27 protein-coding genes, 1 tRNA gene, 1 pseudogene and 1 other annotated feature are annotated in these 24062 nt (G+C 44.2%); of the genes and pseudogenes, 4 read left to right on the forward strand and 25 right to left on the reverse strand.

What is annotated here, in order from left to right:
- Together EST42_RS03035 and EST42_RS03040 are read right to left on the reverse strand one after the other, a co-directional pair.
- Nucleotides 1–869: pseudogene (locus tag EST42_RS03035) on the reverse strand (aldo/keto reductase).
- A gap of 2 nt (nucleotides 870–871) precedes the next feature.
- Nucleotides 872–1264 (reverse strand): DUF2255 family protein, encoded by a 393-nt coding sequence (locus EST42_RS03040; RefSeq protein ID WP_134644157.1) that lies wholly within the window; start codon nucleotides 1262–1264, stop codon nucleotides 872–874.
- A 95-nt stretch (nucleotides 1265–1359) separates the two neighbouring features.
- On the opposite strand from EST42_RS03040, the gene EST42_RS10960 reads away from it, so the two are divergent.
- Both EST42_RS10960 and EST42_RS03045 read left to right on the forward strand, forming a co-directional pair.
- Nucleotides 1360–1464, forward strand: coding sequence for a LysR family transcriptional regulator (locus EST42_RS10960; protein WP_245150357.1), 105 nt, complete (start codon nucleotides 1360–1362; stop codon nucleotides 1462–1464).
- A 23-nt stretch (nucleotides 1465–1487) separates the two neighbouring features.
- The gene (locus EST42_RS03045) at nucleotides 1488–2231 is read left to right on the forward strand and encodes a LysR family transcriptional regulator (protein ID WP_245150358.1); all 744 of its coding nucleotides are present in this window, start codon (nucleotides 1488–1490) and stop codon (nucleotides 2229–2231) included.
- Nucleotides 2232–2280: 49 nt separating this feature from the next.
- On the opposite strand, the gene EST42_RS03050 is transcribed toward EST42_RS03045, so the two are convergent.
- From EST42_RS03050 to EST42_RS03080, 7 genes are all read right to left on the reverse strand, one after another.
- Complete coding sequence (locus tag EST42_RS03050; RefSeq protein WP_134644158.1) at nucleotides 2281–3906, reverse strand: peptide ABC transporter substrate-binding protein; 1626 nt, start codon at nucleotides 3904–3906, stop codon at nucleotides 2281–2283.
- Nucleotides 3907–3991: 85 nt separating this feature from the next.
- Nucleotides 3992–4256, reverse strand: a binding site (T-box leader).
- 57 nt (nucleotides 4257–4313) lie between these two features.
- The gene (locus EST42_RS03055; protein ID WP_134644159.1) at nucleotides 4314–4637 is read right to left on the reverse strand and encodes a hypothetical protein; all 324 of its coding nucleotides are present in this window, start codon (nucleotides 4635–4637) and stop codon (nucleotides 4314–4316) included.
- 6 nt (nucleotides 4638–4643) lie between these two features.
- Nucleotides 4644–4991 carry an MmcQ/YjbR family DNA-binding protein gene (locus EST42_RS03060; protein ID WP_134644160.1) on the reverse strand — a complete coding sequence of 116 codons (348 nt, stop codon included), beginning with the start codon at nucleotides 4989–4991 and terminating at the stop codon, nucleotides 4644–4646.
- Between the two features lie 112 nt (nucleotides 4992–5103).
- Nucleotides 5104–5511 carry a hypothetical protein gene (locus EST42_RS03065; RefSeq protein ID WP_134644161.1) on the reverse strand — a complete coding sequence of 136 codons (408 nt, stop codon included), beginning with the start codon at nucleotides 5509–5511 and terminating at the stop codon, nucleotides 5104–5106.
- Between the two features lie 224 nt (nucleotides 5512–5735).
- Entirely contained in the window at nucleotides 5736–5867 is a 132-nt protein-coding gene (locus tag EST42_RS11355; protein ID WP_280633865.1) for a hypothetical protein, read from the reverse strand.
- 137 nt (nucleotides 5868–6004) lie between these two features.
- Nucleotides 6005–7387 (reverse strand): ribosomal protection-like ABC-F family protein, encoded by a 1383-nt coding sequence (gene abc-f / locus EST42_RS03075; RefSeq protein ID WP_134644162.1) that lies wholly within the window; start codon nucleotides 7385–7387, stop codon nucleotides 6005–6007.
- A gap of 448 nt (nucleotides 7388–7835) precedes the next feature.
- Entirely contained in the window at nucleotides 7836–8828 is a 993-nt protein-coding gene (locus EST42_RS03080; protein WP_134644163.1) for a VOC family protein, read from the reverse strand.
- Between the two features lie 195 nt (nucleotides 8829–9023).
- Here EST42_RS03080 and EST42_RS03085 point away from each other — a divergent pair, with 195 nt between their 5' ends.
- The gene (locus tag EST42_RS03085; protein WP_134644164.1) at nucleotides 9024–9737 is read left to right on the forward strand and encodes a TIGR00266 family protein; all 714 of its coding nucleotides are present in this window, start codon (nucleotides 9024–9026) and stop codon (nucleotides 9735–9737) included.
- A gap of 39 nt (nucleotides 9738–9776) precedes the next feature.
- On the opposite strand, the gene EST42_RS03090 is transcribed toward EST42_RS03085, so the two are convergent.
- The 5 genes from EST42_RS03090 to EST42_RS03110 all read right to left on the reverse strand — a co-directional run bounded on the left by EST42_RS03090 (nucleotide 9777) and on the right by EST42_RS03110 (nucleotide 14804).
- Nucleotides 9777–10952 (reverse strand): multidrug effflux MFS transporter, encoded by a 1176-nt coding sequence (locus EST42_RS03090; RefSeq protein WP_134644165.1) that lies wholly within the window; start codon nucleotides 10950–10952, stop codon nucleotides 9777–9779.
- Between the two features lie 84 nt (nucleotides 10953–11036).
- A complete protein-coding gene (gene mgtE / locus EST42_RS03095) occupies nucleotides 11037–12422 on the reverse strand; it encodes a magnesium transporter (protein WP_209019467.1) in 1386 nt (461 codons plus the stop codon).
- A 25-nt stretch (nucleotides 12423–12447) separates the two neighbouring features.
- Nucleotides 12448–13359 carry an RluA family pseudouridine synthase gene (locus EST42_RS03100; protein ID WP_134644166.1) on the reverse strand — a complete coding sequence of 304 codons (912 nt, stop codon included), beginning with the start codon at nucleotides 13357–13359 and terminating at the stop codon, nucleotides 12448–12450.
- Nucleotides 13359–14174 (reverse strand): NAD kinase, encoded by an 816-nt coding sequence (locus tag EST42_RS03105; RefSeq protein ID WP_134644167.1) that lies wholly within the window; start codon nucleotides 14172–14174, stop codon nucleotides 13359–13361. Before EST42_RS03105 ends, EST42_RS03100 begins: the two co-directional genes overlap by 1 nt.
- Nucleotides 14175–14201: 27 nt before the next feature.
- On the reverse strand, nucleotides 14202–14804 hold the full coding sequence (locus EST42_RS03110; RefSeq protein ID WP_134644168.1) for a GTP pyrophosphokinase: 603 nt from the start codon (nucleotides 14802–14804) through the stop codon (nucleotides 14202–14204).
- A gap of 287 nt (nucleotides 14805–15091) precedes the next feature.
- On the opposite strand from EST42_RS03110, the gene EST42_RS03115 reads away from it, so the two are divergent.
- Nucleotides 15092–15703 (forward strand): DsbA family protein, encoded by a 612-nt coding sequence (locus tag EST42_RS03115; RefSeq protein ID WP_134644169.1) that lies wholly within the window; start codon nucleotides 15092–15094, stop codon nucleotides 15701–15703.
- A 51-nt stretch (nucleotides 15704–15754) separates the two neighbouring features.
- Here EST42_RS03115 and EST42_RS03120 read toward each other — a convergent pair whose 3' ends face one another.
- The 11 genes from EST42_RS03120 to EST42_RS03170 form a co-directional block, all read right to left on the reverse strand.
- A complete protein-coding gene (locus EST42_RS03120; RefSeq protein WP_134644170.1) occupies nucleotides 15755–16273 on the reverse strand; it encodes a YfcE family phosphodiesterase in 519 nt (172 codons plus the stop codon).
- 3 nt (nucleotides 16274–16276) lie between these two features.
- Nucleotides 16277–16873 carry an XTP/dITP diphosphatase gene (locus EST42_RS03125; RefSeq protein WP_134644171.1) on the reverse strand — a complete coding sequence of 199 codons (597 nt, stop codon included), beginning with the start codon at nucleotides 16871–16873 and terminating at the stop codon, nucleotides 16277–16279.
- Between the two features lie 18 nt (nucleotides 16874–16891).
- Nucleotides 16892–17737: a glutamate racemase gene (gene racE / locus EST42_RS03130; RefSeq protein ID WP_134644172.1), complete on the reverse strand. Its 846-nt coding sequence runs from the start codon at nucleotides 17735–17737 to the stop codon at nucleotides 16892–16894.
- A gap of 160 nt (nucleotides 17738–17897) precedes the next feature.
- A complete protein-coding gene (locus tag EST42_RS03135; RefSeq protein ID WP_134644173.1) occupies nucleotides 17898–18518 on the reverse strand; it encodes an HAD family hydrolase in 621 nt (206 codons plus the stop codon).
- 63 nt (nucleotides 18519–18581) lie between these two features.
- A complete protein-coding gene (locus EST42_RS03140; protein ID WP_134644174.1) occupies nucleotides 18582–18893 on the reverse strand; it encodes a hypothetical protein in 312 nt (103 codons plus the stop codon).
- 72 nt (nucleotides 18894–18965) lie between these two features.
- The gene (locus EST42_RS03145) at nucleotides 18966–20402 is read right to left on the reverse strand and encodes a hypothetical protein (RefSeq protein WP_134644175.1); all 1437 of its coding nucleotides are present in this window, start codon (nucleotides 20400–20402) and stop codon (nucleotides 18966–18968) included.
- A 135-nt stretch (nucleotides 20403–20537) separates the two neighbouring features.
- Nucleotides 20538–20609 (reverse strand) — tRNA-Gly (locus tag EST42_RS03150).
- Nucleotides 20610–20714: 105 nt separating this feature from the next.
- Nucleotides 20715–21761, reverse strand: coding sequence for a tRNA preQ1(34) S-adenosylmethionine ribosyltransferase-isomerase QueA (gene queA / locus EST42_RS03155; RefSeq protein WP_134644176.1), 1047 nt, complete (start codon nucleotides 21759–21761; stop codon nucleotides 20715–20717).
- A gap of 5 nt (nucleotides 21762–21766) precedes the next feature.
- Nucleotides 21767–22777 carry a Holliday junction branch migration DNA helicase RuvB gene (ruvB, locus tag EST42_RS03160; RefSeq protein ID WP_134644177.1) on the reverse strand — a complete coding sequence of 337 codons (1011 nt, stop codon included), beginning with the start codon at nucleotides 22775–22777 and terminating at the stop codon, nucleotides 21767–21769.
- 23 nt (nucleotides 22778–22800) lie between these two features.
- Complete coding sequence (gene ruvA / locus EST42_RS03165) at nucleotides 22801–23400, reverse strand: Holliday junction branch migration protein RuvA (RefSeq protein ID WP_134644178.1); 600 nt, start codon at nucleotides 23398–23400, stop codon at nucleotides 22801–22803.
- 264 nt (nucleotides 23401–23664) lie between these two features.
- The coding region (locus EST42_RS03170) for an adenine deaminase C-terminal domain-containing protein (protein WP_280633866.1) at nucleotides 23665–24062 on the reverse strand (398 nt) is incomplete at its 5' end.

Raw genomic sequence — 24062 nt, forward strand, 5'->3', positions numbered from 1 at the left:
TTAATCTAACGTGCCCCCGAAAACTGGGAAGCCACTAAATTCACCATAATCGTTAAACGTAACTCGCTTTAACAGAGTCATATCCTCATCACTAATGGTAAAGTCGACTGTTGCGTTATGACGCATGTGGTCTTCAGACAGCGTCTTTGGCAAAGGCAAGGCATCTAATTGCAACAAGTAGCGCATCCCCAATTGCGGTACCGATACACCATATTTATCAGTAATTTGTTGCAAGTTCGGATTCTTCAGCATTTCACCGTGACCAAATGGCGAATAGGCTTCAATTTGAATATCGTGTTGCTTGGCATAATCAAAGAGACCAAATGGCACATTGCCGATGTGCGCCAAAACTTGATCTACAGCAGGCTTAATGCGTCCGTTATCAAGAATGTTCTGCAAGTCAACTTCATCAAAGTTTGAGACACCGATTGTTCGAATCTTACCAGCATCAACGGCCTCTTCCAGTGCACGCCAAGCAGCCAGATTACCGGCAAAGAAACGGCCCTCTTTTTGGAAATCAACCCAAGGCTTTGGTGAATGAATAATCATCATATCGATATAGTTCAACCCTAAATCAGCCAATGATTGGTCAATGGCAGCACCGCATCATCATAGTCCTTGATTTCACCGGCTAGTTTGGTTGTCACGAAAATATCTTCCCGTCGCACGCCACTGTCACGGACGCCACGACCGACACCAACTTCATTTTCATAGGCTTCAGCCGTATCAATATGCCGGTAGCCCACTTGAATCGCCGTTTTAACAGCTTGGGCTGCGTCATCATTATCGGTAATCATCCACGTGCCGAACCCAATCTTTGGGATTTCAACACCATTATTTAATTTGTAGGTTTCATCAAAAATTGTCATGTTCATGCTCCTCGTTCTTTCAAAATCACACGGACCGTCGCCTCACGTGGTCCGGCACCCAACATTGATGGCATATAGGCGCTGTCCGCATACTTTGTCTGATAGGCAGTATCAATTGCCGCCTGAAGTTGCTCATGGCCAGCCCCCGAAATGAGTTCAAAGTCGACGCGATACGTCTGACCAGCAACGGTGATTTCACCCGCCCCTTGGCTCTTCGCTGATCCGTACCAACGTGATTGCAACCCATTCCAAGCGCGAACATATAACTCACCGTCGACAATAACCGACCAAATCCATGTTGGTGTCCCCGGAGTTCGACCATCAGCTCGATAAGGCGCAATATGAAAATCATCTGCCCGACTAAAGTCGTTAACTTGTTCTGGCGTTAGTGTCATCTTAGCCACCTCCCTTGTATCTCAAGTGTAGTGCGTTATACTTAGTCATTACTAATGCTTTGTTTTTATAACAAACTATAACGAGAGGTAATGATATGGAATTGCGCGTTTTAAGATATTTCCTAGCTGTTGCACGCACTGGCACCCTAACCGCCGCTGCGGCTCAGTTAAACGTGACACAACCTGCTTTATCCAGTTAAAACTGCTTGAAACTGAACTCGGTGTGCAACTGATTAACCGTGAACATAAGCCTGTCACGCTAACCCCTGAAGGCATCTACCTGGTCAAACAAGCTGAAGACATGATTGCAATTGCTGACAAAACCGTTACCAATTTACAATCCAAGGAAGCGATTGCCGGTGTTATCACGATTGGTGCGGCTGAAACAGTGATGTTCGATCACGTTATCCAGGCAATTTCTAAATTGCAACGTGACTACCCTAACGTCACAATTACTTTAATTTCTGGCTCAACAACCGACTTACTGGCTCGCCTTAACCAAGGCGAGCTCGACTTCCTATTTGCTCTTGATTTCACACAAAAAGCTTCTTATGACTACCTCGATTTTCCAGGTGCGGATGTCCGCGGGGTCTTTATCAACCGGCATCATCCCCTTGCCAGTGAGCCAGCAATCACAGCTGAACAACTCACCCAATACCCCGTCGCGATTTCAAGACAGTCCTCGTTTAACGATTCCTTAGTGGAAGAACTCGACTTGAAAGCATCGCAGCTAAATATTCGCATGAAGTATAATCTGATTGGTAATGCACGCATGTATCCATTAGTTGATGACCAGCTTCTCTTGGTCGGTATCGCTGGGGTGATTAATGCCCCTGAGTTACTCTTCAAACCGTTTACACCTGAAAACATTTCAACAGGCACAATGATTTGGAAACACACCCCCTTCCTAACCCCCTTGCACGAAGAATTTATCCATTATTTGGAGAATGAACTCCAAAAAAAATAATGCCACGCAAAAAGGGCTACCAAAATAAATTGGTAGCCCTTTTTGGTTATTAATGCTTGTAAGCCCACTTCCAGTCGTATTGTGCGCCTGTTGTGTTGGCCACCACGCCCTTAACCGATGTACGGAACAACGTCGCTGATGAGGCATAATAAAGCGGTACGACACCAGCATCCTTTTCAATCGTTTGCTCAGCTGTCTTGTAGTCTGCAAAACGCTTAGAATCATCATTTACGTCGGTTGTCTTGGCCGCCTTCTCTGCAGCATCGAATGTTGCACTAGACCAACCACCGTCATTAAACGACGAATCTGACGTATACAAATCCAAGAAAGTTGATGGGTCAGCGTAATCTGCCATCCAATTAGAGATAGCAATATCAAACTTACGCGACCCAGTTGTCAGCGCAATGCGTTGCTTAGCTGGCACCTCTTTGACACTAATCTTCAATCCTGGTAATTTTTGCAATTGTGATTGTAAGAATTCAGCCGTGTTCTTCGATGCATCTGAATCATCAGTCAACACCTGTAAGTTCAGCTTTGACGTACCAGTTTCTTGCAACCCAGCCTTGAATAACGACTTTGCCTTCGCCTCATTGTACGCGATTGCCCCCTTTACTTGGGCATCTTTAGCAAAATCTTCGGTTGTACCTGGAACTTTTGCGAGTCTCGTCGCAGTAAAAGTTGTGGCCGGTGTTGCTGTACCCCGCAACACGTGGTTCGCTAATTGATCTCGGTTAATCGCATATGAAATTGCTTGACGCACCTTAGCATTTTTAAAAGCTGGTACTCGGCGCCCATTCAACTCCAAATAGCGGGTTGCTGCAGTCGGAATAACTTTATAATCTGACCGTTTTTGTGACGCACGCACCTGATCAGATGATAGCGTCGTGAAGTCGACCTTGCCTTGCTTGTACAAGTTATAACCTGTATTTTGATCCTTCACGGTTTGAACTGTAATCTTCGGTGTTTTCACACTCTTTGCATCCCAATAATTTGGATTTTTGACCAACTCATAACTGTTACTAGAACCGTTCCACCCCTTCACAATAAAAGGTCCTGCAGAAATTGCATCAGTCGACGTCGTGGCGTATTTCTTTCCCACCTTTTCTTCAAATTTTTGATTCTGTGGGAAAAACTCTGGCATTGTTAATTCAGCCGTTAATTGTGGCAATGGCTTTTCCAACGTTACTTGCAATGTTTGATCATCAAGTGCTTTGACGCCCAGGTCATTCAAATTCTTGTCTTGGCCCTGATTAATTGAGTCAGCATTTTTAATCCCAGAATACAAGTATGCATACACGGACTTAGTCTTTGGGTTAACCGTTCGTTGCCAACCATACACAAAATCTTGCGCGGTAATCGGATCACCATTTGCCCACTTAATCCCATTACGTAGCTTGAATGTATAGGTCAATCCATCAGCTGACTTATCAACTGATTGTGCCAATGATAATTGTGGCTTCCCCGACGCGTCATTGCGATACAAACCGTCCCCGGATGCAGTAATGGCATCATCGCTTACCAATTCTTGTACCGTTGATGGATCCAGCGTACTTAAATCCGCTGATTCGGTCCAATTGATTGTCTTGTCAGTTGCGGCATGGGCTACAATGGTTAGTCCGCTCCCCAAAATAACAGCTGTTGATAATAATACCGACGTCTTAATAATCTTCTTCATAATTCCACTCGATTCCTATTTTACTCATCAAGCGCGCGTCTATTTGGCCGAATAAACAAAAACGTCCTGAAAATTCGATTCGAATTTCCAGGACGATTAATCGCGTTACCACCTAGTTTCCCTGCTTAGTCACCTAAACAAGCTCATACGTACGCCTTATAGTTGGACTAGTCAACAACCGCCGGATATACGTTTGCGCGATAACGGGCGCACCCGGCAATCGCTAACTGTCGCTCACGATTGCAACTGACTCAGAGACCATTTTCATAAGTTTCCCAGTACTAACTCACACCTCCCGTTAGCTCTCTGCGCCTGTTTCACTTTTTACTTCATCTCGTCCTAGTCGACTTTTATATATTAGATCCATACTCATAAATTGTCAATAATTTTATTATTTAACTTTAATGTTATTGATTGATTTCCCGACGCTGACGCCACGCAAGCCCCGTCGCAAGAACGCCACCGATTGCCAGATATGTCACAAATGAAGGCCAACACCAGTTAGCATACGTCACCCAGTCAAATACCTCGGTTAGAACGCCAAACAAAACAATACTAATGACGGCTCCTCCCCAATTAGGTGCTAACGACATAATCACAGCCACTAAGGCAATTGCTAAGTAGAACAACAACTCGGCAAAATTACGGCGGACTACAAGATCAACAACTGAGAAAATTATCATTAAATACAGTAAATTTTTCGACCACGTGTTCATATTTTTTAACATCATTGGCCCCTACTGTTTTGTTAGGCGTTCGCTTTCGGCCAACATCTTTAATATTTCTTGTTTTGTCGCCTCAGTATCGTTAACCGCAATCGTGATCCAATGCCGCTTATTCATATGATATGCACGGGTAATCCCGCGCGTTTTAATCATCTCGTCAACGTGGTCAGGCGTTAGTTTCAACGTCAAGTACAGCACCGCCTCACGTTCAAAAATCATAGCCGTAATTTTGTTACTGGCGTTATGCTTCATAACTGTCCAAATAATCGTCTCATGTGAATTGATTTTGTTAAATGGATACGTTTCATGAGTCGCCGCATGGTCTTGTACCAGCGCAATCAGCTGTTCTCTGGTGTACATCTCAGTCGCTCCTTTAATCATGTTTCACCATAATAGCACATGCAACTTGGATGACACCTCTATATTTTTACGGCCATCACAAAATCACGTTTATGTACGAAACCAAGACAGCCTACTGGCAGTATAACGCCAACACCTGGTTTGCTTTCTCTAGCGCTGTCGCATCCGGTGCCTCGTAAATTTTGATTAGTTCCAATACTTCTTTGCCAGCGACGGTTTTGTACCGCTTAACCCCGTCATGGGTTGGATCGGTATTATAACCACTCCAATAACCGCCACCATGAGGATCTTTAAGCAGCCGATATTTATCATCTGTAACCCGCCCAGTCCGATTTTCCACGATACTTAGTGCGTAATCCAAGCCATGTTTTCGTGCATCCAATACCAACGCTCGCTCAGTCCGGTTCACCGGTAAGATATTCTGGATAGTCGGCTTATCGGGTGCTAATACGTCATCAGTATACGTCACCGCTACAAATGCACCTACAAAACCAATCAATAATAACAAAATCGTTTTCATGCCATTCTCTCTTATATGATATATTTCATCAATATATTCATATAATCATATAGGTACGAAGGAACAGTGACCACCGATACTTCATTGCCATCTACCAGGCTAATTTTTAACGTTTTTTGCCTTATTACCTCTCGAAATTTGACCAATCACCATCTTCATAATGAGACCTTCAAAACTATTAGCTTGTTTACTATCAATTAAATTAATGGTCTGAATGACCATATTCAACCTAGTTCTAACAGTGGGTAGCTCACATCATATGTCTTTGCTAATTGCTTTAGTGACTCAGAAGAAAGGACCAATTGTTTTGCAAATTCCTGATCTTCAGTATTCAACTCTAAAAGCCATTCCATCATTGAACCCCTTTAACATTATTGATTTAGCTTTAACAATGTTAAACAAAATGTGCAAACGAAATTCACAAAAAGAAAAAATCACGTTTTAAAAACGTGACTTTTTGAGCATCATTTATTAAATTCTGTCAGTGTAAAAATTAGTTTGTGTGCTTTAACAAGTTTCCTTCGCTAATCTCAAAGGCCTCGGTTGCAACATCTCTCACAAATTGATCATCATGGGAGACGAAAATGACAGCTTGTTTCGTTGTCTGCAGATACGCAGTCAAGGCTTCTAACGCTGGAATATCTAAATAATTCGTTGGTTCATCAAGAATTAATAAATCACTCGCTTGCAGTAAAGCTTTGACCAGCGCGACACGAACACGTTCACCACCGCTCATATCACCAACCAATTCATTAACCTGTTCTAGCCGAATGCCCATTGCCCCTAAAAAGTTACGAGCAATCTGTTCTGATTCATCAGTCGTCAGCATGATATTTGCCAAGGCTGTTTTGCTGGCATCTAATTGACGTAAGTCCTGATTAGCATAACTAATCCGCAACTTATCAGCATGCGTAATCCCCGGGCCGCCCTGCAAAAAACGATTAATTAGCGTCGTTTTACCTGATCCATTTTTGCCCACAATCGCCAGTCGATGACCGGTCTCAACCTTGAGAGTCACATTCTGAATTAATTCCCGTTCACCTTGTGACACAGTTACATCCAATGCCGTGATAACCGGCTTGCCTGGGCGCACCATCACTGGATTTTGTAACGTCAATTTTGTCTCTGATAGAGGCTTCTCAACTTTGTTTAACCGGTTTAGACGACTATTGAAAGCTTTGCGTTGTTGCGCAAAACCTTTTTCAATGCCATTTGAATTATTCTTGATTGATTCAACTTCGGCCCGACTATGCTTGTGCGGATTAATTTTCTTGGCCCGGGCAGACCGTTCGCCAGCCTCTCTAGCGCGCTGCGATAAGCGACTTTTCTCCGAAACGTACGCTTTGTAGGCTTGCATTTGAGCATCGCGCTTAGCAGCCACCTCAGCTAAATATCCCTCATAGTTGCCATTGAAAGCGGTGACCTTCCCATTTTCAAAAGACCAAACCGTCATTGCAACTTCACGCAGAAACGCCCGGTTGTGCGAGACTAAAATTACCAACCCCTTAAAATGGCGAAGTGACTTAATTAACCACGCTTGATGTGCGGTATCCAAATGTGAGGTTGGCTCGTCGAGAATTAAAACATCTGGTCGACTGACTAATGCTTCACTAATCAGTCGTCTCGTCATTTCACCACCAGACTCCCCATCTACCGTATTAATTTGTAGCACAAAAGCCATAAAACCTGGTAACGTGACGGTGCCGGAATAATCTGTGTCCACTCCTCGGAGTATGTTTAGCAGCGTTGTCTTGCCTGCACCGTTCTCACCAACGATGGCAACAATGCCTGTCTGCGGAATCTTGATATGATCGATTTCGAATAGCGTGTCGCCACTAATCTGCTTAGTAAGATTTTGAATTTGTCCCTCTAACATAAGAGCCTCCAATCTCAATGACAATGAGATTGGAGGCACTTCAAAAAGCATGTTTGTTAACACACGCAAAAGTCCACACTAAAACCAATCTCACCGATAGTATCTATCAACTTGAAATCAGCTTAATTGCGCAATGGACCTTACCTCGTGTTCTATTGATTGGCTACATTATGCCAGGTTAACTTTAGCTGGTCAACAAAAACCACTTTCTGGTTTACATAATCTATGTTATCTTGAGTGGATTTTTACTACTCAAAAACCTTTTCCAATAATTAGCAATTCTATTATTGTCGTCAGAACGAGTTTTACCAGAAACCAGTTTAAAATTTTTATTCATACATATACAAAAAAAAGATACCGATAAAACGTCGATATCCTTCGATTTAAAAGTTTTGGTGACAGAATGTGACCAGAAACGCTACCAGCCCAGTCATATCAAGGGTTGGTATTAATCGTTACGCGTGTTTCCGTTCTCATCGTGGATTGCTCGGATCTTGCCGCCGTTCTCCAAGTGACCAGTACCCGTGTATGGCTTTACTTCGTCAAAGAAGACACCCTTCTTAGCGTAGTGGTCAAGCAATTCTTGACGTGAAGCTTCGAAACGTGGTGGCAAAGCGAACGTCGTACCCAAGTCGAACAATGACTCATCCAACGTAAATCCTGGGTTTGTCGTTGCCAATTCAATACGGTTTCCACCAGGCTCGATGAAGTAAGCTGAACGGAAGTAACCACGGTCGATAAATACTTCACGCTTGAAGCCCAATGCCTTCGCACGCTCCCAGTAGTACTTCAAATCTTCTTCTGACTCAACACCCAAAGCGTAGTGGTCAGTTGAACCCTTACCAAAGCGTGAGTTAGGTGCATCTTCAGCAGTTTGTACCAACTCGATTACTTCAACACCATCCAAATCAATGATGTTACCTTTAACTGGAATTTCCAACAACTCTTCGAAGAAACGACCCGTTGCAGCAACATCTGGCACGTGCAATTCAGCACCGATTACGCCAGTGATTTGGAACTCAGCAGGAACATCTGACATGTAGTTGATGTGCCAGTCAAAGTTCTTACCCTCAGTTTCTTGCATACGGATTGGCAAGTCTTCAAAGTCCGCCGTACGAATACGGCCCATTGCGTCAACTTCAGCCTTCAAGCCCTTTTCGGAAAAACGGTCCAACCAGTATTGCGTTGAGCCCTCAGGAATTGCGTAGTGAATACCTGAGAAGAACATCTTACCGTCAGTACGGTCGCGCAAATTGTCGATTGGGAAGAACGTGATAACCGTTCCTGGTGTTCCCATGAAGTCACCATAGTAAACGTGACGGTTACGTGGGTTAGCTTGGTTAACTGAGTTCTTGATGAAACGCATGCCCAAAACGCCAACGTAGTAATCAGCGTTCAACTTAGCATCGCCAGTCAATAGTGAAATGTGGTGAGTTTGCATTACTTCTGCCCTCTTTTTATGTTTAGAAATTTCTATGTCCTTTACTTTATGTACACATAATAACCAACTACCAAAAACAATGCACGTAAAAAGTGTCATTTTTTGACCAAATATTTTTGACAGCTGATGCCTGCATTAAAGACAGATTTCAGGTAGACTATAAGTATCAAATAATATTGAGGGGGGGTTATCACAATGAATTACAATATTGAGGCAAATATGCAATTCCCACTGGTGACATACAACTTGTTACCTAACGAAACAGTTCGCATTCAAAGTGGTGCGATGGTTTATCACACTGGCGACACCCAACTAAAGGGACGTCTAAACGCAAATGGCGGTTCAGGTATTGGTAAGCTATTGCGTGCCGCCGGACGTGCCATGGTCAGTGGCGAATCAGTCTTCATTACCGAAGTCTCAGCCGGTGCTCAAGGTGGTGATTTAGCTTTGGCCCCCGCAGTACCTGGTACGATTCAAGCCTTGGAAGTTACGCCTGGTCGCAACTACTACTTAAATGACTCAGCTTTCTTAGCCATGGATGGCACCGTGCAGTACAGTATGGAACGGCAATCAGTTGGCCGCGCTATTTTGGGTGGTCAAGGTGGTTTGTTCGTTATGAAGACGTCTGGAGAAGGCACTTTGCTCGTTGCAGCATTCGGATCAATTAAGGAAATCGACCTGCAAGGCGCCCACGACTTCACCATCGATAATGCGCACGTTGTTGCTTGGGAAACGTCACTAACATATGATATTCACCTTGAGGGTGGCGGTTTGATTGGTTCAATCGGCACAGGTGAAGGTGTGGTTAATACGTTTAACGGAACTGGAAAAGTTCTCGTTCAATCATTGAATCTTGAGAATTTTGCCAACATGCTCAAGCCATTCATGCCACAACCTAGTTCAAACTAAAAAAAATGGGTATCGACTGCGTTGTCGATACCCATTTTTCTATTGTTTTTTAACTTGGCTAAAGATGATAAAACCAACCAATTGCACTGCAACAATCAATATCGCCATTGGCATGTACGTGTGTTGGCCGAAAAGCCCAACAATTGGTGACATCAGTCCACCCAACGCATAACGCGCTAGTCCAAGCAACGCTGAAGCTGAACCCGCATTTTGCTGTTGCCCTTGCATTCCCAACGCCGTCGTCAATGAAATAATGCCCCCGACCGTTGCCACAACTAAGAATAATGGTGGCAAAATCAGCCAAAGTGACTTAGGCAAGAATGCCGTAACAAGCAAGAGAATTCCCCCTAAAAAGCCAGCTCGGATAAACCAACGGAGTGCACGGTATTCACCAAACTTCACCGCCCAGCGACCGGCCAAACTCGACATAAGCGCAATACCAGCACCATTAATCGCGTACACAATCCCAAACGTCGTCACTGACATGCCAAAAATCTTTTGCAATACGAATGATGAACCAGAAATATATGCAAACAATGCTGCCGTCATAAAGGCTTGTGTAAGAGCATATAGTACAAATTCACGTTGCTTAAATAATTGTGCAAAACCACCCACCACTGATGGACGGTCAGCTACCTGTGCCTTTTCAGCCGGCAAGGTTTCCGGCAAAGCAAGCAAGACGCTCACAAACAAGATCAGCCCTAAGACTGCCAGAACCCAGAATGTCATCTGCCAGTCCGCAATGGCAATAATCACCCCACCAAACACGGGTGCCAAGACTGGGAAGACCCCATTAATCGTTTGATTAATCGCAATTTGCTTCGTCAAAGTCTTACCAGTAAATAAATCCGTAATTACCGCCAATGACAAAACAATCCCCGTTGAACCGGCCAAGCCCTGAATCAACCGTAAAATAATCAACACCCAAATGTTCGGTGCGAAGACAATCGTTGCTGAACTCAGGCCGAAAAAGATCGTGCCCCACAGCAACGGTGTCCGACGGCCAATTCGGTCAGACAATGGTCCAATAATCACTTGTCCGAGTGCCAAACCCAGCAAGGATGCCGTAATCGTCAACTGCGCTAATGACGTTGACGTGTGTAAATCCTGTTGTAACTCTGGTAACCCTGGCAAATATAAATCCATTGCCAGTGGTGAAAAGGCACTTAAGACACCCAATAAAAAGAGCTGAAGGATGCCAATTTTCTTCTTCATAACCCACAATCTCCCAATCAAAAAACGACCCAATTTGAGCCGTTTTACTTAAATCATGTTTTTAGTATAAGCGTACGTCCTACTTTACGCACTCACAAAGTGACTAATAAACAACCCCGCGATGTTGAAATAAATAATGACGGATGTCAAATCAGATAGCGTCGAAATGAACGGACCCGACGCAACTGCTGGATCAACCCCGATTTTATCCATTACTAGTGGAATGAATGATCCTGCAACATTCGCTACCAGAATGGCCACACCCATCGCAAGACCGACCGCAACGCCTAAGAGCATATTGGCTTTCCAAATCCACACAACCAAAAAGATGGTCAAACCAGCTGTCGCACCGATCATGGCACCAATAAACACCTCAGTCATCAACATCTTAATTAGCGAACTTGTTTCTTTCAACGCTAAGCGACGGACTGACACGGCCAATGACTGCGTCCCGGCATTACCGGCGGTTCCCGTAATCAAAGAGATGAACACTGCCAAGATCGACGCTTGGCTCACCAAACCTTCAAAGTTATTGATTACTGAAGCCGTTCCCATCCCCAAGAAAATCAAACCGACTAACCAAGGTAAACGCTTAGCAGCGGATTTAAACGGATTCTCTTCCAACGTGACGACATCCACACCGGCCAAACGAGAGTAGTCTTCCGCGGCCTCTTCATCAATAACGTCCACGATATCATCGACTGTAATGGTGCCAACAAGGTGGTCTTTCACCACAACTGGAATCGACACGAAATTATAGTCGGCCATCAATCGGGCAACGTCCTCTTGGTCATCACTCGGTGTCACTGTAATCAAGTTTGTATCCATCACGTCCGCAACCTTGGCTTCGTCCGGCCAAACAATCAAAGAACGCAATGAGATGACCCCGACAAGCTTTTCATCATCGTCAACGACATAAATGTAGGTAATTTGTTCAGCTTCCTGTGCAGCCTTCTTCACCGCTGTCATCGCCTGGCCAATTGTCAGCTTTTGATTAATCGCGACAAACTCAGTCCCCATCAAAGATCCAGCTGTGTCGTCTTCGTAATTCAACAACCGGCGAATCTGGGCTGCATCTTCCTTCGGCATCAATGCCAAATACATTCCCAACTCACGCTGGTCCATGTCTTCAAACAAATCAACCGAATTATCGGTATACATTTGATTCAACATTTGGGCAGCATAGCGTGGTGACATTTCCTCCAGCAAATCGTTAATATCAACGTCTTCGGGTTCAATTTCGTCAAAGACTTCCGCCAATTCAGTTGGCGTTAACCACTCGATAATTTGGTGACGTAGCTGTGATGGCAAAGTCACATAAAAAACGGCCTTGTCGTAACCGTGAAGTTCGTCAAAGCCGTCCAAGAACGCCTCTTTCTCACCATGTTCCAAATAATTGACCAAGTGATGAGCTTGTTCGGAAAGTTCATCACGCATCTCATCTGTAATTTCGTCCAGCATGTCGTTCATGATTCTTTCCCCGCATTCTTAATAATTAATTTTTGTCTGGTTCGACTTGATAGCCGTCCAAAACAGCCACGATATCTTGTGGCAATGCACTTTGCGTCGTGCGTTCAACTTGTGCAAATGGATCGTAGAAGCGTAACCAATAGGCATGTAACGCTTGTCGTGTAATGCCACGATCCATTGGGCCACCATAGATTTCATCCCCAATCAATGGGTGACCCAAATACTTAAAGTGTACGCGAATCTGGTGTGTACGGCCAGTGTGCAATTGCACGCGGACCAACGTTTGGTTGCCAAAACGCTTCACGACCCAGTACTCGGTCTGTGAAGGACGACCATCTTCTCGCACTTCGCGTCGAATAAAGTCGTCGTCCATTCGACCAATTGGTGCATCGATAAAGCCGTAATCATCTGGCAAATCACCATCAACAATCGCATAGTAGCGCTTATCAACCGAGTGCGTTTGTAATTGCTTGTCGAGCAGGCCATGGGCAAAGCGGTGCTTGGCCAACAAAGCAACCCCTGACGTAAAGCGATCTAGTCGTGTGACCACGTGGGGCACTAAATCCTCAGCCCCAGACCGGGCTAAGTACCCCTTAATCCGATTGACCATGGTCGTTTCACGGTCAGCTTTACCCGGCACTGACGTCACGCCAGCTTCCTTTTCAACAACCAACCAGTTTTCGTCTTCATATAAGACCGTGATTGGTAAATCTGACATCGCAACGACGTCATTTGATTCCTCAGGTGGCATCACAATCGTGACCTTATCACCTGGCTTAACCTCATCGACGGTCCGAACTTGCTTACCCGCAAGGAGCACTGCCCCGCCACCGCGCTTCACAATGGAAAACATGCGGTGTGAGACACCACGTTGGGCTAAGAACGTCTTAATTTTAAACGTTTCGTCGCCTTGGTTGATCCAACTGAATTGAGCCATTACTTTACCTCCGTACCAATAAAGCTTGACTGAACACGGTGCCAGAAGTGCATGTGTCGATACTCAGCAAACTGAATTGTTGTTTTTGACACGCGGAACTCAATCCAATCAATGTTTGAGGCAATTTTACTCAAATGATCGAAACTAAGGGTTACTGCTGCGCCGTCGTTCTCTAGTTGCACCCGAATAACTTCACGATTCCCAATAATCAATGGTGAGCCAAGTGTTCGGAATACCCGACTGTTAATCGAAGCGATTTCTGCTAATTGGATAGCATCCAAACTTGGGTGCATTACTGCCCCACCGATTGCCTTATTATAGGCGGTTGAGCCAGTTGGCGTTGACGCTGTCAAACCATCCCCACGGAATCGTTCAAACAGTTCACCTTGAATGTACACATCTGCCACCAAAGTACCCAATGGGCGCTTAATGGCGGCTTCGTTCAATGCAAGGACGCGTTCTTCTCGACCGTCAGTGTACCGGACGTGTGCTTCCAACAAGGGGTACTTAACTGTTCGGGCGTCTTCATCATTGACCAAACTCTCAATCAATTCGTCAATTTCAAAATGTTGCCAGTCCGCATAAAAACCCAAGTGACCGGTATGCACGCCAATAAAGCGCACAAAAGTCAATTGATCGGCATAGTGATGGAAAGCTCCAAGTAGGGTCCCATCCCCGCCCACTGAAATCACAACATCTGGATGCTCATCATCAAAAACAATCTTATCGGTATTGCGTGCAGCCAATTTTTCTTTAAATAAAGCCACAACAGCCTTTGACTGTGCGCCATTATTACTGTAAATTGCGAGTTTCATTTCGTCTTCTTTCCTTGTGGCTGACAATTAATCTGTTGGTTTATCCAAACCATTATGTAATTCGGAGAATAACTCGTCGACGCGAATGCTCAATTCAGCCACTTCACGAAGCTTCTCCGCCATCTCCGGTGTATAGTCACCATCATACTTATAATTAATTGCGTGTTCAATCGTTGCCCACACGTTCATTTGCATTGTGCGGACTTGGATTTCTGCCAAAATCTTTTTCTCTCCCGTGATCAATTGGACGGGATACTCAATTACAATATGGTAAGAACGGTAGCCAGATGGCTTCGCATTGCTGACATAATCACGTTCTTCTAAAATAACCATATCTTTACGTTGACGGAGCAAGTCGACGATTTTAAAAATGTCTTCCGTGAATTGCGTCATAATACGGACACCAGCTAAGTCTTCCATATCTTGTTCCAAGCGTTCCACGTCGATATGACGGCGAACCAACTTTTCTTCAATGGCTGGAATTGCCTTCACACGCCCCGTTACGAATTCAACAGGTGTCTTGACGCCGGCCAATTCAAATTCCGTTCGCATGCCGCGCAACTTAACCTTTAATTCGTCAACGGCCTGAACGTATGGCTGTAACAATTTGTCCCATTCATTATGTGTCATGTCGTCAATCCCCCGATTTTTTCTCACTGATTCTATTATACCAAACGATTTAGAATTTCTAAGACATTATCCAAGCAAATATTTTGGTTTTGATTTATTCTTAGTCGTGTTGAAAAAACACAAATCAGTCACAAAATGTTCATAGATAATATGCCAACTATTGCAGCTGGTTTAAGAATTGGTAATGTTGCACATTTTCAGGCGTTGCGATTAGACAAGCGCCTAGTGAAACGTTTAATATTATCACAGATATTTTAGAGAAATAGTTTTGGAGGTCGTGGCCCATTATGTTAGAGGTGTACCACTTCGTGAACCCACTTTCCGGTGATAGCTTAGAGACCGAGAAGAAATTGGCGTCATACGTAACAACAGCAACAGAAAAAATCGCTTTGCAAGTCGTCCCTGTGATGACGATGCAGTCCGTCCATGAAACTGCCGTGGCGCTTGGGCATCCTGAGCAAGAACAAGTGCTATCGCAAACCATGTATCGCCTCATTTTAGACGTTAAGGCACTGCAATTCCAAGGAAAAAAAGTTGCCCGTCGTTTCTTGGAAACCGCCCAAATCGCTATTTTTAACGGTCAACCTTATACCGACGAATTCGTCATGGGACTCGTTGCAGATATTACAGCTGATCAATCCCTCTTCTTAGAGGACCGTAACAGTGACTTAACGATTCAAGCCTACCGTGCTGATCACAACATGGCCGCTGAAATGGGCGTTACCCAGTTTCCAACCTTGGTTGTCTACAATACAAACGGTGCGAACCATGCCAGTCGAACAACTGACTTTTCCGATGAAAGTCTTCGTTTGTTAATTACACCATCAGCCAGTCAACAACTTAACACGTACGACGGTTACCTCCATAATGGTCACGTCACGGAGATTGAAGAAGGCTAAAAACAAAAGGCGCTAGCGAACAACTCGCTAACGCCTTTTAATATTTATCTTTTAACGCTTAAACGTAAAACGTAGCCCCTCAACAGGCTGCATATCACGCGTGTAGAATTGTACAATAAATTGGGTTGGTTCTACCGTCAAGATGGCGTACGTACCACCCAAGTAGGCATATTGGCCCTTTGGCAATGCAATTGAGCCAGGATTGATAAACAAACGACCATCAATCTCTTCTGCCCCAAGGACGTGCGTGTGACCTGATGTCACGACATCCACACCATTTGCTGACGCAACTTCACGTAATTGGTTTAATGACACCTCAGTGTGTACCAAGTGACCATGTGTTTGATACAACGTGAAGTTATCATCCGCATAATCACGGTCATCTGGGAACATTGGATCAGTGTCCATGTTTCCGATAACTGGCATCAAGTCGTTGAACAATTCGTCTGAACGTGATAATTCAGAGTCACCATTGTAAAACATCGCCTTAACCTTACCGCGATAGTGATCCACCACGTCAACCAAAATTTGACGGTCGCCGTGTGCATCAGAAATAATCAAATAATCCATTTCTTAATCCTCCCACCAGGCATTAAAGTCTGTCATAAATTGTTGCAAAGCAGCCCCACGATGTGAAATCTCATTCTTTTCTGCCGGCATTAGTTCACCAAATGACTTACCAAACGGCTCGTAGAAAAAGAGTGGGTCATAGCCAAAGCCATCACTGCCTTGTGCTTCCCGCAAAATACGACCATCGACCTTACCAGAGGCTACTAAGCGCTTACCATCTGGCTCAATCGCCACAATCACAGCATGGAACGAGGCAGTGCGATCATCGTCTGCCACGTCTGCCAATTCACGTAGCAACTTGGCATTGTTTGCCGCATCGTCATGATCGCCAGCATAACGTGCTGAGTGGACACCAGGTTCGCCGTCTAACGCATCAACCGTCAAACCAGCATCTTCTGCAACAACCGGCATATTAAACGCTTCCGCGATGGTTTCCGCCTTGATTGTGGCGTTTTCTTGGAAAGTATTGCCATCCTCAATGATTGTCGGTACATTTTTCAGCTCGTTCAACGAGACAACTTCAACCCCCAAAGGCGTCAAAAACTCGCGAAACTCGCGGACTTTGCCTTCGTTCTTTGAAGCAAAAATTAACTTAGCCATGCGTATCCCCCATTAGACTTAATCAGTGACATCTTCGTTAAGCACTAGTGTATCATCAATAATGTCTAAGTGCTTAACTGTCATTTCCTTATCATCCAACCAGCGTCCACCAATCGTAGCAAAACGCTTCACGCTACCCGTTGTAAAGTACTCATCATCATGGTGATCAGCTGGGTTCGCACTCGCACGACGCAAATCGAACTTATCCAAGAACTCAACAACTGTTGAAATCGTTTCGGCACCTGAGTTAACCAACGTTACCTGTGGTCCCATTGCTTCTTGAATAAAGTTTTCCATTAGTGGGAAGTGCGTGCATCCCAAGATTAGTGTGTCTACTTGGTGGTTCTTGAAGTATGACAACTTCTCCTTAACCACTTGGCGAGCGACTTCTGACGTGTAATCGTGATTTTCAGCCATGTCAACGAACTCGGGTGCGGCTAATTGCACCACGTTTGCTGTACGGTTCCCTTGCAACAAACCGTTATAGTAAGCCAACGACTTAACCGTTCCGGCCGTGGCAATCACGCCAATTTCTCCATCTGCAGACTGGCGTAAAGCAGCATCAACACCAGGTTGGATTACACCAACAACTGGGATGCCTAGCTTTGCTTGTAGGTCCGGTAAAGCTGCCGCCGTTGCCGTGTTGCAGGCTACCACCAACATCTTAATGTCTTTTTTTAATAGGTAGCGAACCATTTGCCAAGTGAAGCCAAGGACTTCTTCTTGTGGACGTGGACCATATGGCATGCGTGCCGTGTCCCCCACATAGTAGACTTGTTCATCAGGAATTTGCTTCAAGGCTTGCTTGACGACCGTCAACCCACCGATACCAGAATCGATGTAACCAATAGCGCGATTATCCATTATCTTCACTTCTTTCCATTTAATTAAGTTTTCATTATAACACCGACTAATTAGATAAAGGAAGATAGCAGGACATTCTTCCTTTACCGATACCTAAACGAAAGAAAACCCTAGTTTCACGACTGACAAATAATTGTCTATCCTGATACCAGGATTTGAATTAATCAACTAGTTTTAAAATGTCAGCAGGATTTTCAAAAATAAACTCTGCTTCGTCATTAAAGACAGCGCGGTCACGCACACCCCAAGCAGCCATACCAAACTTAATGCCTGCATTATGGGCGGCGTGCATATCGTGCACGGAATCACCGATGTAAATCGACGCTTCGGGTGCTGCCTTCAAGTCAGCCATTGACTTCAAAATTGGGTCCGCAGCTGGCTTCATCTTTGGTGTTTGACCAGCAAATACGAAGTCATCGAAGTAACCGTTAATGCCAAACGCATCCGCATGATCGGCGAATTCTTCGGGTGTATTTGATGTGACAATGCCTAATTGTACACCGGTTGCCTTTAAATCAGCCAACATGTCCGACACACCATCAAACAATTGCACCTCATCCCAAAAATCATGGTAATGGTCTTGCCATTGGCGTTGCATCTCCTCTGGGTTTTCGATACCAAATTTGATCAACGCATCCAGTGATGGCAGCCCGAAAATCGCATACAATTCTTCATAGGCCTTGTGAATGCCGTTTTCTTCAAGTGTTTGTTGTAATGACTTCATGTACATGCTTTCGGTACTTAGCAATGTACCGTCGACGTCAAAAATGAATGACTTCATAATCGTACTCCCTGTTTTGTCATGGTGGTTAACAGGCTCAACCACCTGATATTGATTATACCACTACGCTGTTTGCGACCGAACGCCAGCATACGTGATTGCCAAAATAGCCGAAACGGCTACTTGGGCCACCATTACTCGGTTTAGAACCGTTAAATAATCAGACTCACCGTGTAATACGAATAAACTAACCGCAAGCAACAACAGTACCGCTGTCGTCGCGTAGTTCACCCGATTAGATTGCATATCGTATAGGGCATACAAAGTAGCTGCCGCCAAAACAGCCGTGCCAATCAAAAAAATGGGATGACTATCAAATAGCGGAGTTGCGAGGACGTCGCCGATAAAAATAAGGATAAATAATATTTTTGTCATAAATACCTCCACTAATACCATAGCAAAGATATATGAAAAAATCCGACTCATGGCGAGCCGGATTAGTTTTTCTTAATATATTGGACTGACAGTTTGACCAACTTCATTTAGATGCAAATAATCTTGTACATCGGCAACTAATGCATACATATAACGTGGCAACTGCGCCGCTTCAATCGCATTTCCCCAAAGTTCAACGACTGCATCTAACACAAGTCCCTGTTCAGCCAACCAGCGCACAAATTCAATGATGACGTCATCCACAAATTCAAAGCCATCAAGACCGAACAAATCAAAGGTATGGAATTTTTCAATCAACAGTTGGGTTGCAGCTTCAACTGGCAATGTCGCAATGTCCGCATCTGTTTTCACAGCAATGGTGTCTAGGACAATCTTCAAGATAGCTTCTGCAACATCTAACCCTTCGCCTGTTAGCTGATCACGATCACGTAAAGCAGTTATAAAGCCTCGTTGCAGGTTTTCAGTTGCTGGTAGTTCAGATGACACTTGTTCAGCTACATAGGCCACCGGCTCAGGTTCTTGCGCTAAGACACCGCTAATCAACGCTTTGAGTTCGGCAGTGTAGTGAATGACTTCCTCATCATTTTCAATCGTAATGACATCCTGTAAGAACATGCCATTTACGTCATCAAAGAAATCACGTACGACGAAGTCCGTGTGTGACCAGTCACCCATTTCAATCTGCGTTTCAAGCCATTCACGCATGGCTGAGGCGTACATAACCGTTAAGACAAGTAACTCCTGGTGCGTACCTAAATACGCTAAATGCTTTTTAACAGCTGGCTTGATACTACGGTGCTGCTGATATAAGTCAGGAATGCCGCTCGCATTTAGAACCTCAAAAAAGAACTTGACGCGTAAGTCGTCATCATCAACCGATGTGTCTTGGACGAGATCGACGTTTGTTTCCGCTAAGTCCTCAGGTGGAATTTCTAACCCCAAATCATCCATCAAGCGCTCCATGACTTCGATTTCGCTTTCATCCATTGGTTCGTCCATAGACTCATCTAAATCCTCTAAGTACTGTGGCACAGTCTCCATTAACCATGCGCGGACATCGGGTGTAAAGAAGTCGACCGGCATTAATCCGCGTGCAACTAGATTTTTAGTAATTGACTCTAGCAAATTGATCAACATGCCAGCAAATTCAGGTGCGACTTCTAAATATCCCAAAGTCATACCCATCGCTTGGAATAGATTATCAGCTGTCCATTCACGTGGCGCTTCATCCGTTAAAATATAACCATAGTCAATGGTTTGTCGTACAAAAATGCGGACGAAATTATCATCTACCGTGTCGTCATCATGGTATTCCTTGACCAAATCGTCACTCACCGACACCGCCAATGCCCGATTGACCATCAATGCCGTTTTATCAATCGCTGGCATGCTGTACCCGCCTTGTTCAGCATATGATTGCCGAATCAATTCTGTATATTCAACTGGAATAAATTGGTCATCATCAAATGGTTGTTGTGGTTCGTTCATGACGTGCCCTCCTACCGTTCTAATTACTCTGATTATAGTCTGTTCGTTTGAAGAAAACACTAGTTTCTAATGACATCATCCGGTTTGAATGTAAAAAAACAGCACCACCGAAGTGATGCTGTTGTAAATCATTGAAGCGGACGACGGGAATCGAACCCGCATTCCCAGCTTGGAAGGCTGGAGCACTAGCCATTGTACTACATCCGCATGAGTGCTTTTTATAACTTGTCGCCTCAACAACATAATTTATAATACACACTCTTATGCAAAACGTCAACCCTTTTCTTCAAATAAAGTTGAAATTAATTTTTCCTACTTGTGAACAAACATCGCATCTCCGAATGAGAAGAAACGATATTGTTCTGCGATTGCGTGTTGGTAGGCATTCAGAATGTTTTCACGTCCTGTAAATGCGGCCACCAGCATAACCAATGTTGACTTAGGCAAATGGAAGTTAGTAATAAACGCATCGACAACTGTCCACTGGTAACCTGGTTTGATAAAAATATCCGTCCAACCAGAATCTTCTCGTAATTCACCATTGAATTTTGAGCCAATCGTTTCTAAGGTACGAATTGACGTCGTCCCTGTCGCAATAATACGACCGCCGTTCGCTTTAACATCATTCAACTTTTGTGCTGCCTCAGTTGACAGTTGATAAAATTCTGAGTGCATCTTGTGATCTTCGATATTCTCTTCTTCGACCGGTCGGAAAGTTCCTAGCCCGACGTGTAACGTTAATTCAACAAGCTTCACACCCTTATCCGCTGCCTTTTGCAACAATTCAGGCGTCCAGTGTAACCCAGCCGTTGGTGCCGCCGCTGAGCCATTAACCTTTGAGTAAACCGTTTGGTAGCGTTCTTTATTGTCTAGCTTTTCCTTAATGTATGGTGGCAAAGGCATCTCGCCTAATGATTCCAAAATTTCTAGGAAAATACCGTCATACTTAAACTCAATCATACGACCACCGTGTTCAAGTTCTTCCGTCACCACGGCAGTCAATTGTCCATCACCAAACGTAATCTCTTGTCCAACTGGATATTTTTTAGCAGGCTTCACAAGTGTTTCCCATACATCCCCATGATCTTGCCGAAGTAGCAACACTTCGACGTGACCACCAGTACCAGGACGTTCACCATACAAACGCGCTGGCAAAACACGGGAATTGTTCATCACCAAAGCATCACCTGGATTAAGGTAATCCAAAATGTCATAGAAATGGCGATCGTTTACTTCACCCGTAACTGCATTTAATTCCAGCAGACGTGAACCATCACGCCGTTCCAATGGCGTCTGAGCAATTAGCTCATGTGGTAAGTCATAATCAAAATCTTCAAGTGTGTAATGTTCTTCAGTCATCTATTTCAACCCTTCTTTTCAATATAAGGTAAATCCAAGTGTGCATACGCAGCTTGCGTCACGACACGTCCACGAGGGGTTCGTTGCAGGAAGCCAATTTGTAATAGGTACGGTTCATACATTGACTCAATCGTGTCGACTTCTTCGCCGATATTTGCTGCAATTGTATTCACACCGACTGGACCACCTTGATAAAATTCAATCATCGTTCGTAAAATTTTGTGATCGACTTCGTCTAGACCGGCTTCATCAACTCTCAGCAAATCTAATGAAAAGTTCACCATATCATCGTCGATATAGTCACGATCCTTAACCATCACAAAATCACGCACCCGACGCAACAAGCGGTTAGCGACACGCGGTGTGCCCCGTGATCGTCGAGCCAACTCAAACGCACCATCTGGTTGAATTTCTGTATCAAATATATCAGCTGACCGCTTAATAATTTCAGATAACTCGTCCGTGTTGTAATAGGCCATGTGCTCAACAATACCAAATCGGTCACGCAGCGGTTGCGATAACATGCCGGCACGCGTTGTTGCGCCAATCAAAGTAAAGGGTGGCAACGAGAAGTGAATCGGCCGCGCTGTCGGACCTTCACCTGCAATGATATCAACATAAAAATCTTCCATAGCCGAATACAGCATTTCTTCTACTGTTTTCGGCATACGATGAATTTCGTCAATAAATAAGACATCCCCGGGCTGCAATTCATTTAATAGCGCTAACAAATCACCCGATTTTTCAATTGCTGGCCCGGAAGTCGTCCGTAACCCGACACCCATCTCATTCGCGATTACCATCGCCAACGTCGTCTTTCCAAGTCCTGGTGGTCCATACAGTAGCACATGATCCAATGGCTCCTCACGCTGACGAGCTGCTTGAATATAGACCTGTAACCGTTGTTTCAATGGCTCTTGACCAATGTACTGTCGCAACGTACTAGGACGCAATGATTTCTCAATCGAATCTTCGCCTAATTCCGCACCGGTATCACGCAATATATCATCTGCCATTTGATACCATCCTTTCTATACTCTTACTGCAGCAAACGCAAACCAGCACTAACATACTCCGTCGTGGTCAGCTGCGCTTCCTTAGTCAACACTTTTTCAACGCGCGTAATATCCTTCTTCGCATAGCCAAGTGCTTCCAGCGCTAATAAGGCATCCGCTAATTCTGGATTATCGATCGTTTGCTTTTCAGGCAAAACCAAGTTGATTTCAATATCATTATTAAATGGTAAATCCCCCAACTTGTTTTGCAAGTCCAACACAATTTGCTGGGCGGTCTTCTTACCAATACCAGGGAATTTCGTTAAGAATGTAATATCGTTATCCGCAATCGCTTGGACAAGCCCAGTATGGTCGGTATTTGCTAAAATTGCTAACGCTGACTTCGGCCCAATCCCCGACACATTTAACAACTTTTGAAACAACAACTTCTCATCGGCTGTCAAAAAGCCATACAATGATTGTTCATTTTCACGAATAATCTGTTCCACATAAACCCGTTCTAACTCATTCATTGGAAAAGCATAGGGGTTTGCCACCAAAATACGATAGCCAATGCCGCCAACTTCAACGACAATATAATTTGGTGCAACTTCCGTTATAACACCGTTTAAATATTCGTACATTTTCGTCGAACCTCGCTTAATTTCTATCTATTTAGTATACCAGAAAATTAGGTTATCTCGAATTTCACGCCAAATCTTATGATGTCTTCAGAATAAGAACAGAAAATTCATATTTAATTCACAACTACTGAATATGAGAACTATATCGACTTGATATTAATTAGTTTATCAACCCACGAATGACTGCGAATCTACTCAATTAATATCTCTTATATAACCTACAATAAAAATGGACCTCGTCTTCGCGACAAGGTCCATTTTTGTTTAGTCAGCGTTAATATCAATAAAGTCCCACTTTTCAAAGTCAAATAGCCCTTGATTCGTAATTTTAAGACACGGAATAACAGGCAAGGCCATAAACGATAACGTTTGGAAAATATCGAATGAGACATCACTAATAGCGGCCAGAGACGTTTGCAGCACCTTTGTTTGGGTCACGATTGTCTCAGCTGATGCCGACGCCATTTCCCAAATCATGATATCGTTCGGCGACAGTAATTTTTGCAAATTCAGCATTCGCCACAAATTGCCCACGCTCATCAGCGTTTCAGGTTCAAACGCTTGCGAAAATACATTTAATACCTGCCCATTAATAATTTTTAAATCGACTGTCGTCATCTTTTCTTCATTATATACAGTAAAGCGCGGGGGCCCCACCGCCC

Origin of the sequence: Weissella cibaria, assembly GCF_004521965.1 — a bacterium.
In the GTDB taxonomy this organism is placed as follows: Bacteria; Bacillota; Bacilli; order Lactobacillales; family Lactobacillaceae; genus Weissella; species Weissella cibaria_A.

Bases quoted from the DNA above. Each gene is read 5' to 3' on its own strand.
- EST42_RS03140 (WP_134644174.1), bottom strand. From the start codon at position 18,893: ATGACAAAAATATTATTTATCCTTATTTTTATCGGCGACGTCCTCGCA.
- queA (WP_134644176.1), bottom strand. From the start codon at position 21,761: ATGACTGAAGAACATTACACACTTGAAGATTTTGATTATGACTTACCA.
- EST42_RS03080 (WP_134644163.1), bottom strand. From the start codon at position 8,828: ATGCAAACTCACCACATTTCACTATTGACTGGCGATGCTAAGTTGAAC.
- EST42_RS03040 (WP_134644157.1), bottom strand. From the start codon at position 1,264: ATGACACTAACGCCAGAACAAGTTAACGACTTTAGTCGGGCAGATGAT.
- ruvB (WP_134644177.1), bottom strand. From the start codon at position 22,777: ATGGCAGATGATATATTGCGTGATACCGGTGCGGAATTAGGCGAAGAT.
- EST42_RS03100 (WP_134644166.1), bottom strand. From the start codon at position 13,359: ATGGCTCAATTCAGTTGGATCAACCAAGGCGACGAAACGTTTAAAATT.
- EST42_RS03110 (WP_134644168.1), bottom strand. From the start codon at position 14,804: ATGACACATAATGAATGGGACAAATTGTTACAGCCATACGTTCAGGCC.
- abc-f (WP_134644162.1), bottom strand. From the start codon at position 7,387: ATGTTAGAGGGACAAATTCAAAATCTTACTAAGCAGATTAGTGGCGAC.
- EST42_RS03090 (WP_134644165.1), bottom strand. From the start codon at position 10,952: ATGAAGAAGAAAATTGGCATCCTTCAGCTCTTTTTATTGGGTGTCTTA.
- EST42_RS10960 (WP_245150357.1), top strand. From the start codon at position 1,360: ATGGAATTGCGCGTTTTAAGATATTTCCTAGCTGTTGCACGCACTGGC.
- mgtE (WP_209019467.1), bottom strand. From the start codon at position 12,422: ATGAACGACATGCTGGACGAAATTACAGATGAGATGCGTGATGAACTT.
- EST42_RS03125 (WP_134644171.1), bottom strand. From the start codon at position 16,873: ATGGCTAAGTTAATTTTTGCTTCAAAGAACGAAGGCAAAGTCCGCGAG.
- EST42_RS03105 (WP_134644167.1), bottom strand. From the start codon at position 14,174: ATGAAACTCGCAATTTACAGTAATAATGGCGCACAGTCAAAGGCTGTT.
- EST42_RS11355 (WP_280633865.1), bottom strand. From the start codon at position 5,867: ATGATGGAATGGCTTTTAGAGTTGAATACTGAAGATCAGGAATTTGCA.
- EST42_RS03050 (WP_134644158.1), bottom strand. From the start codon at position 3,906: ATGAAGAAGATTATTAAGACGTCGGTATTATTATCAACAGCTGTTATT.
- EST42_RS03120 (WP_134644170.1), bottom strand. From the start codon at position 16,273: ATGGATTATTTGATTATTTCTGATGCACACGGCGACCGTCAAATTTTG.
- racE (WP_134644172.1), bottom strand. From the start codon at position 17,737: ATGGATAATCGCGCTATTGGTTACATCGATTCTGGTATCGGTGGGTTG.
- EST42_RS03135 (WP_134644173.1), bottom strand. From the start codon at position 18,518: ATGAAGTCATTCATTTTTGACGTCGACGGTACATTGCTAAGTACCGAA.
- EST42_RS03085 (WP_134644164.1), top strand. From the start codon at position 9,024: ATGAATTACAATATTGAGGCAAATATGCAATTCCCACTGGTGACATAC.
- EST42_RS03055 (WP_134644159.1), bottom strand. From the start codon at position 4,637: ATGATGTTAAAAAATATGAACACGTGGTCGAAAAATTTACTGTATTTA.
- EST42_RS03115 (WP_134644169.1), top strand. From the start codon at position 15,092: ATGTTAGAGGTGTACCACTTCGTGAACCCACTTTCCGGTGATAGCTTA.
- EST42_RS03145 (WP_134644175.1), bottom strand. From the start codon at position 20,402: ATGAACGAACCACAACAACCATTTGATGATGACCAATTTATTCCAGTT.
- EST42_RS03065 (WP_134644161.1), bottom strand. From the start codon at position 5,511: ATGAAAACGATTTTGTTATTATTGATTGGTTTTGTAGGTGCATTTGTA.
- ruvA (WP_134644178.1), bottom strand. From the start codon at position 23,400: ATGTACGAATATTTAAACGGTGTTATAACGGAAGTTGCACCAAATTAT.
- EST42_RS03060 (WP_134644160.1), bottom strand. From the start codon at position 4,991: ATGTACACCAGAGAACAGCTGATTGCGCTGGTACAAGACCATGCGGCG.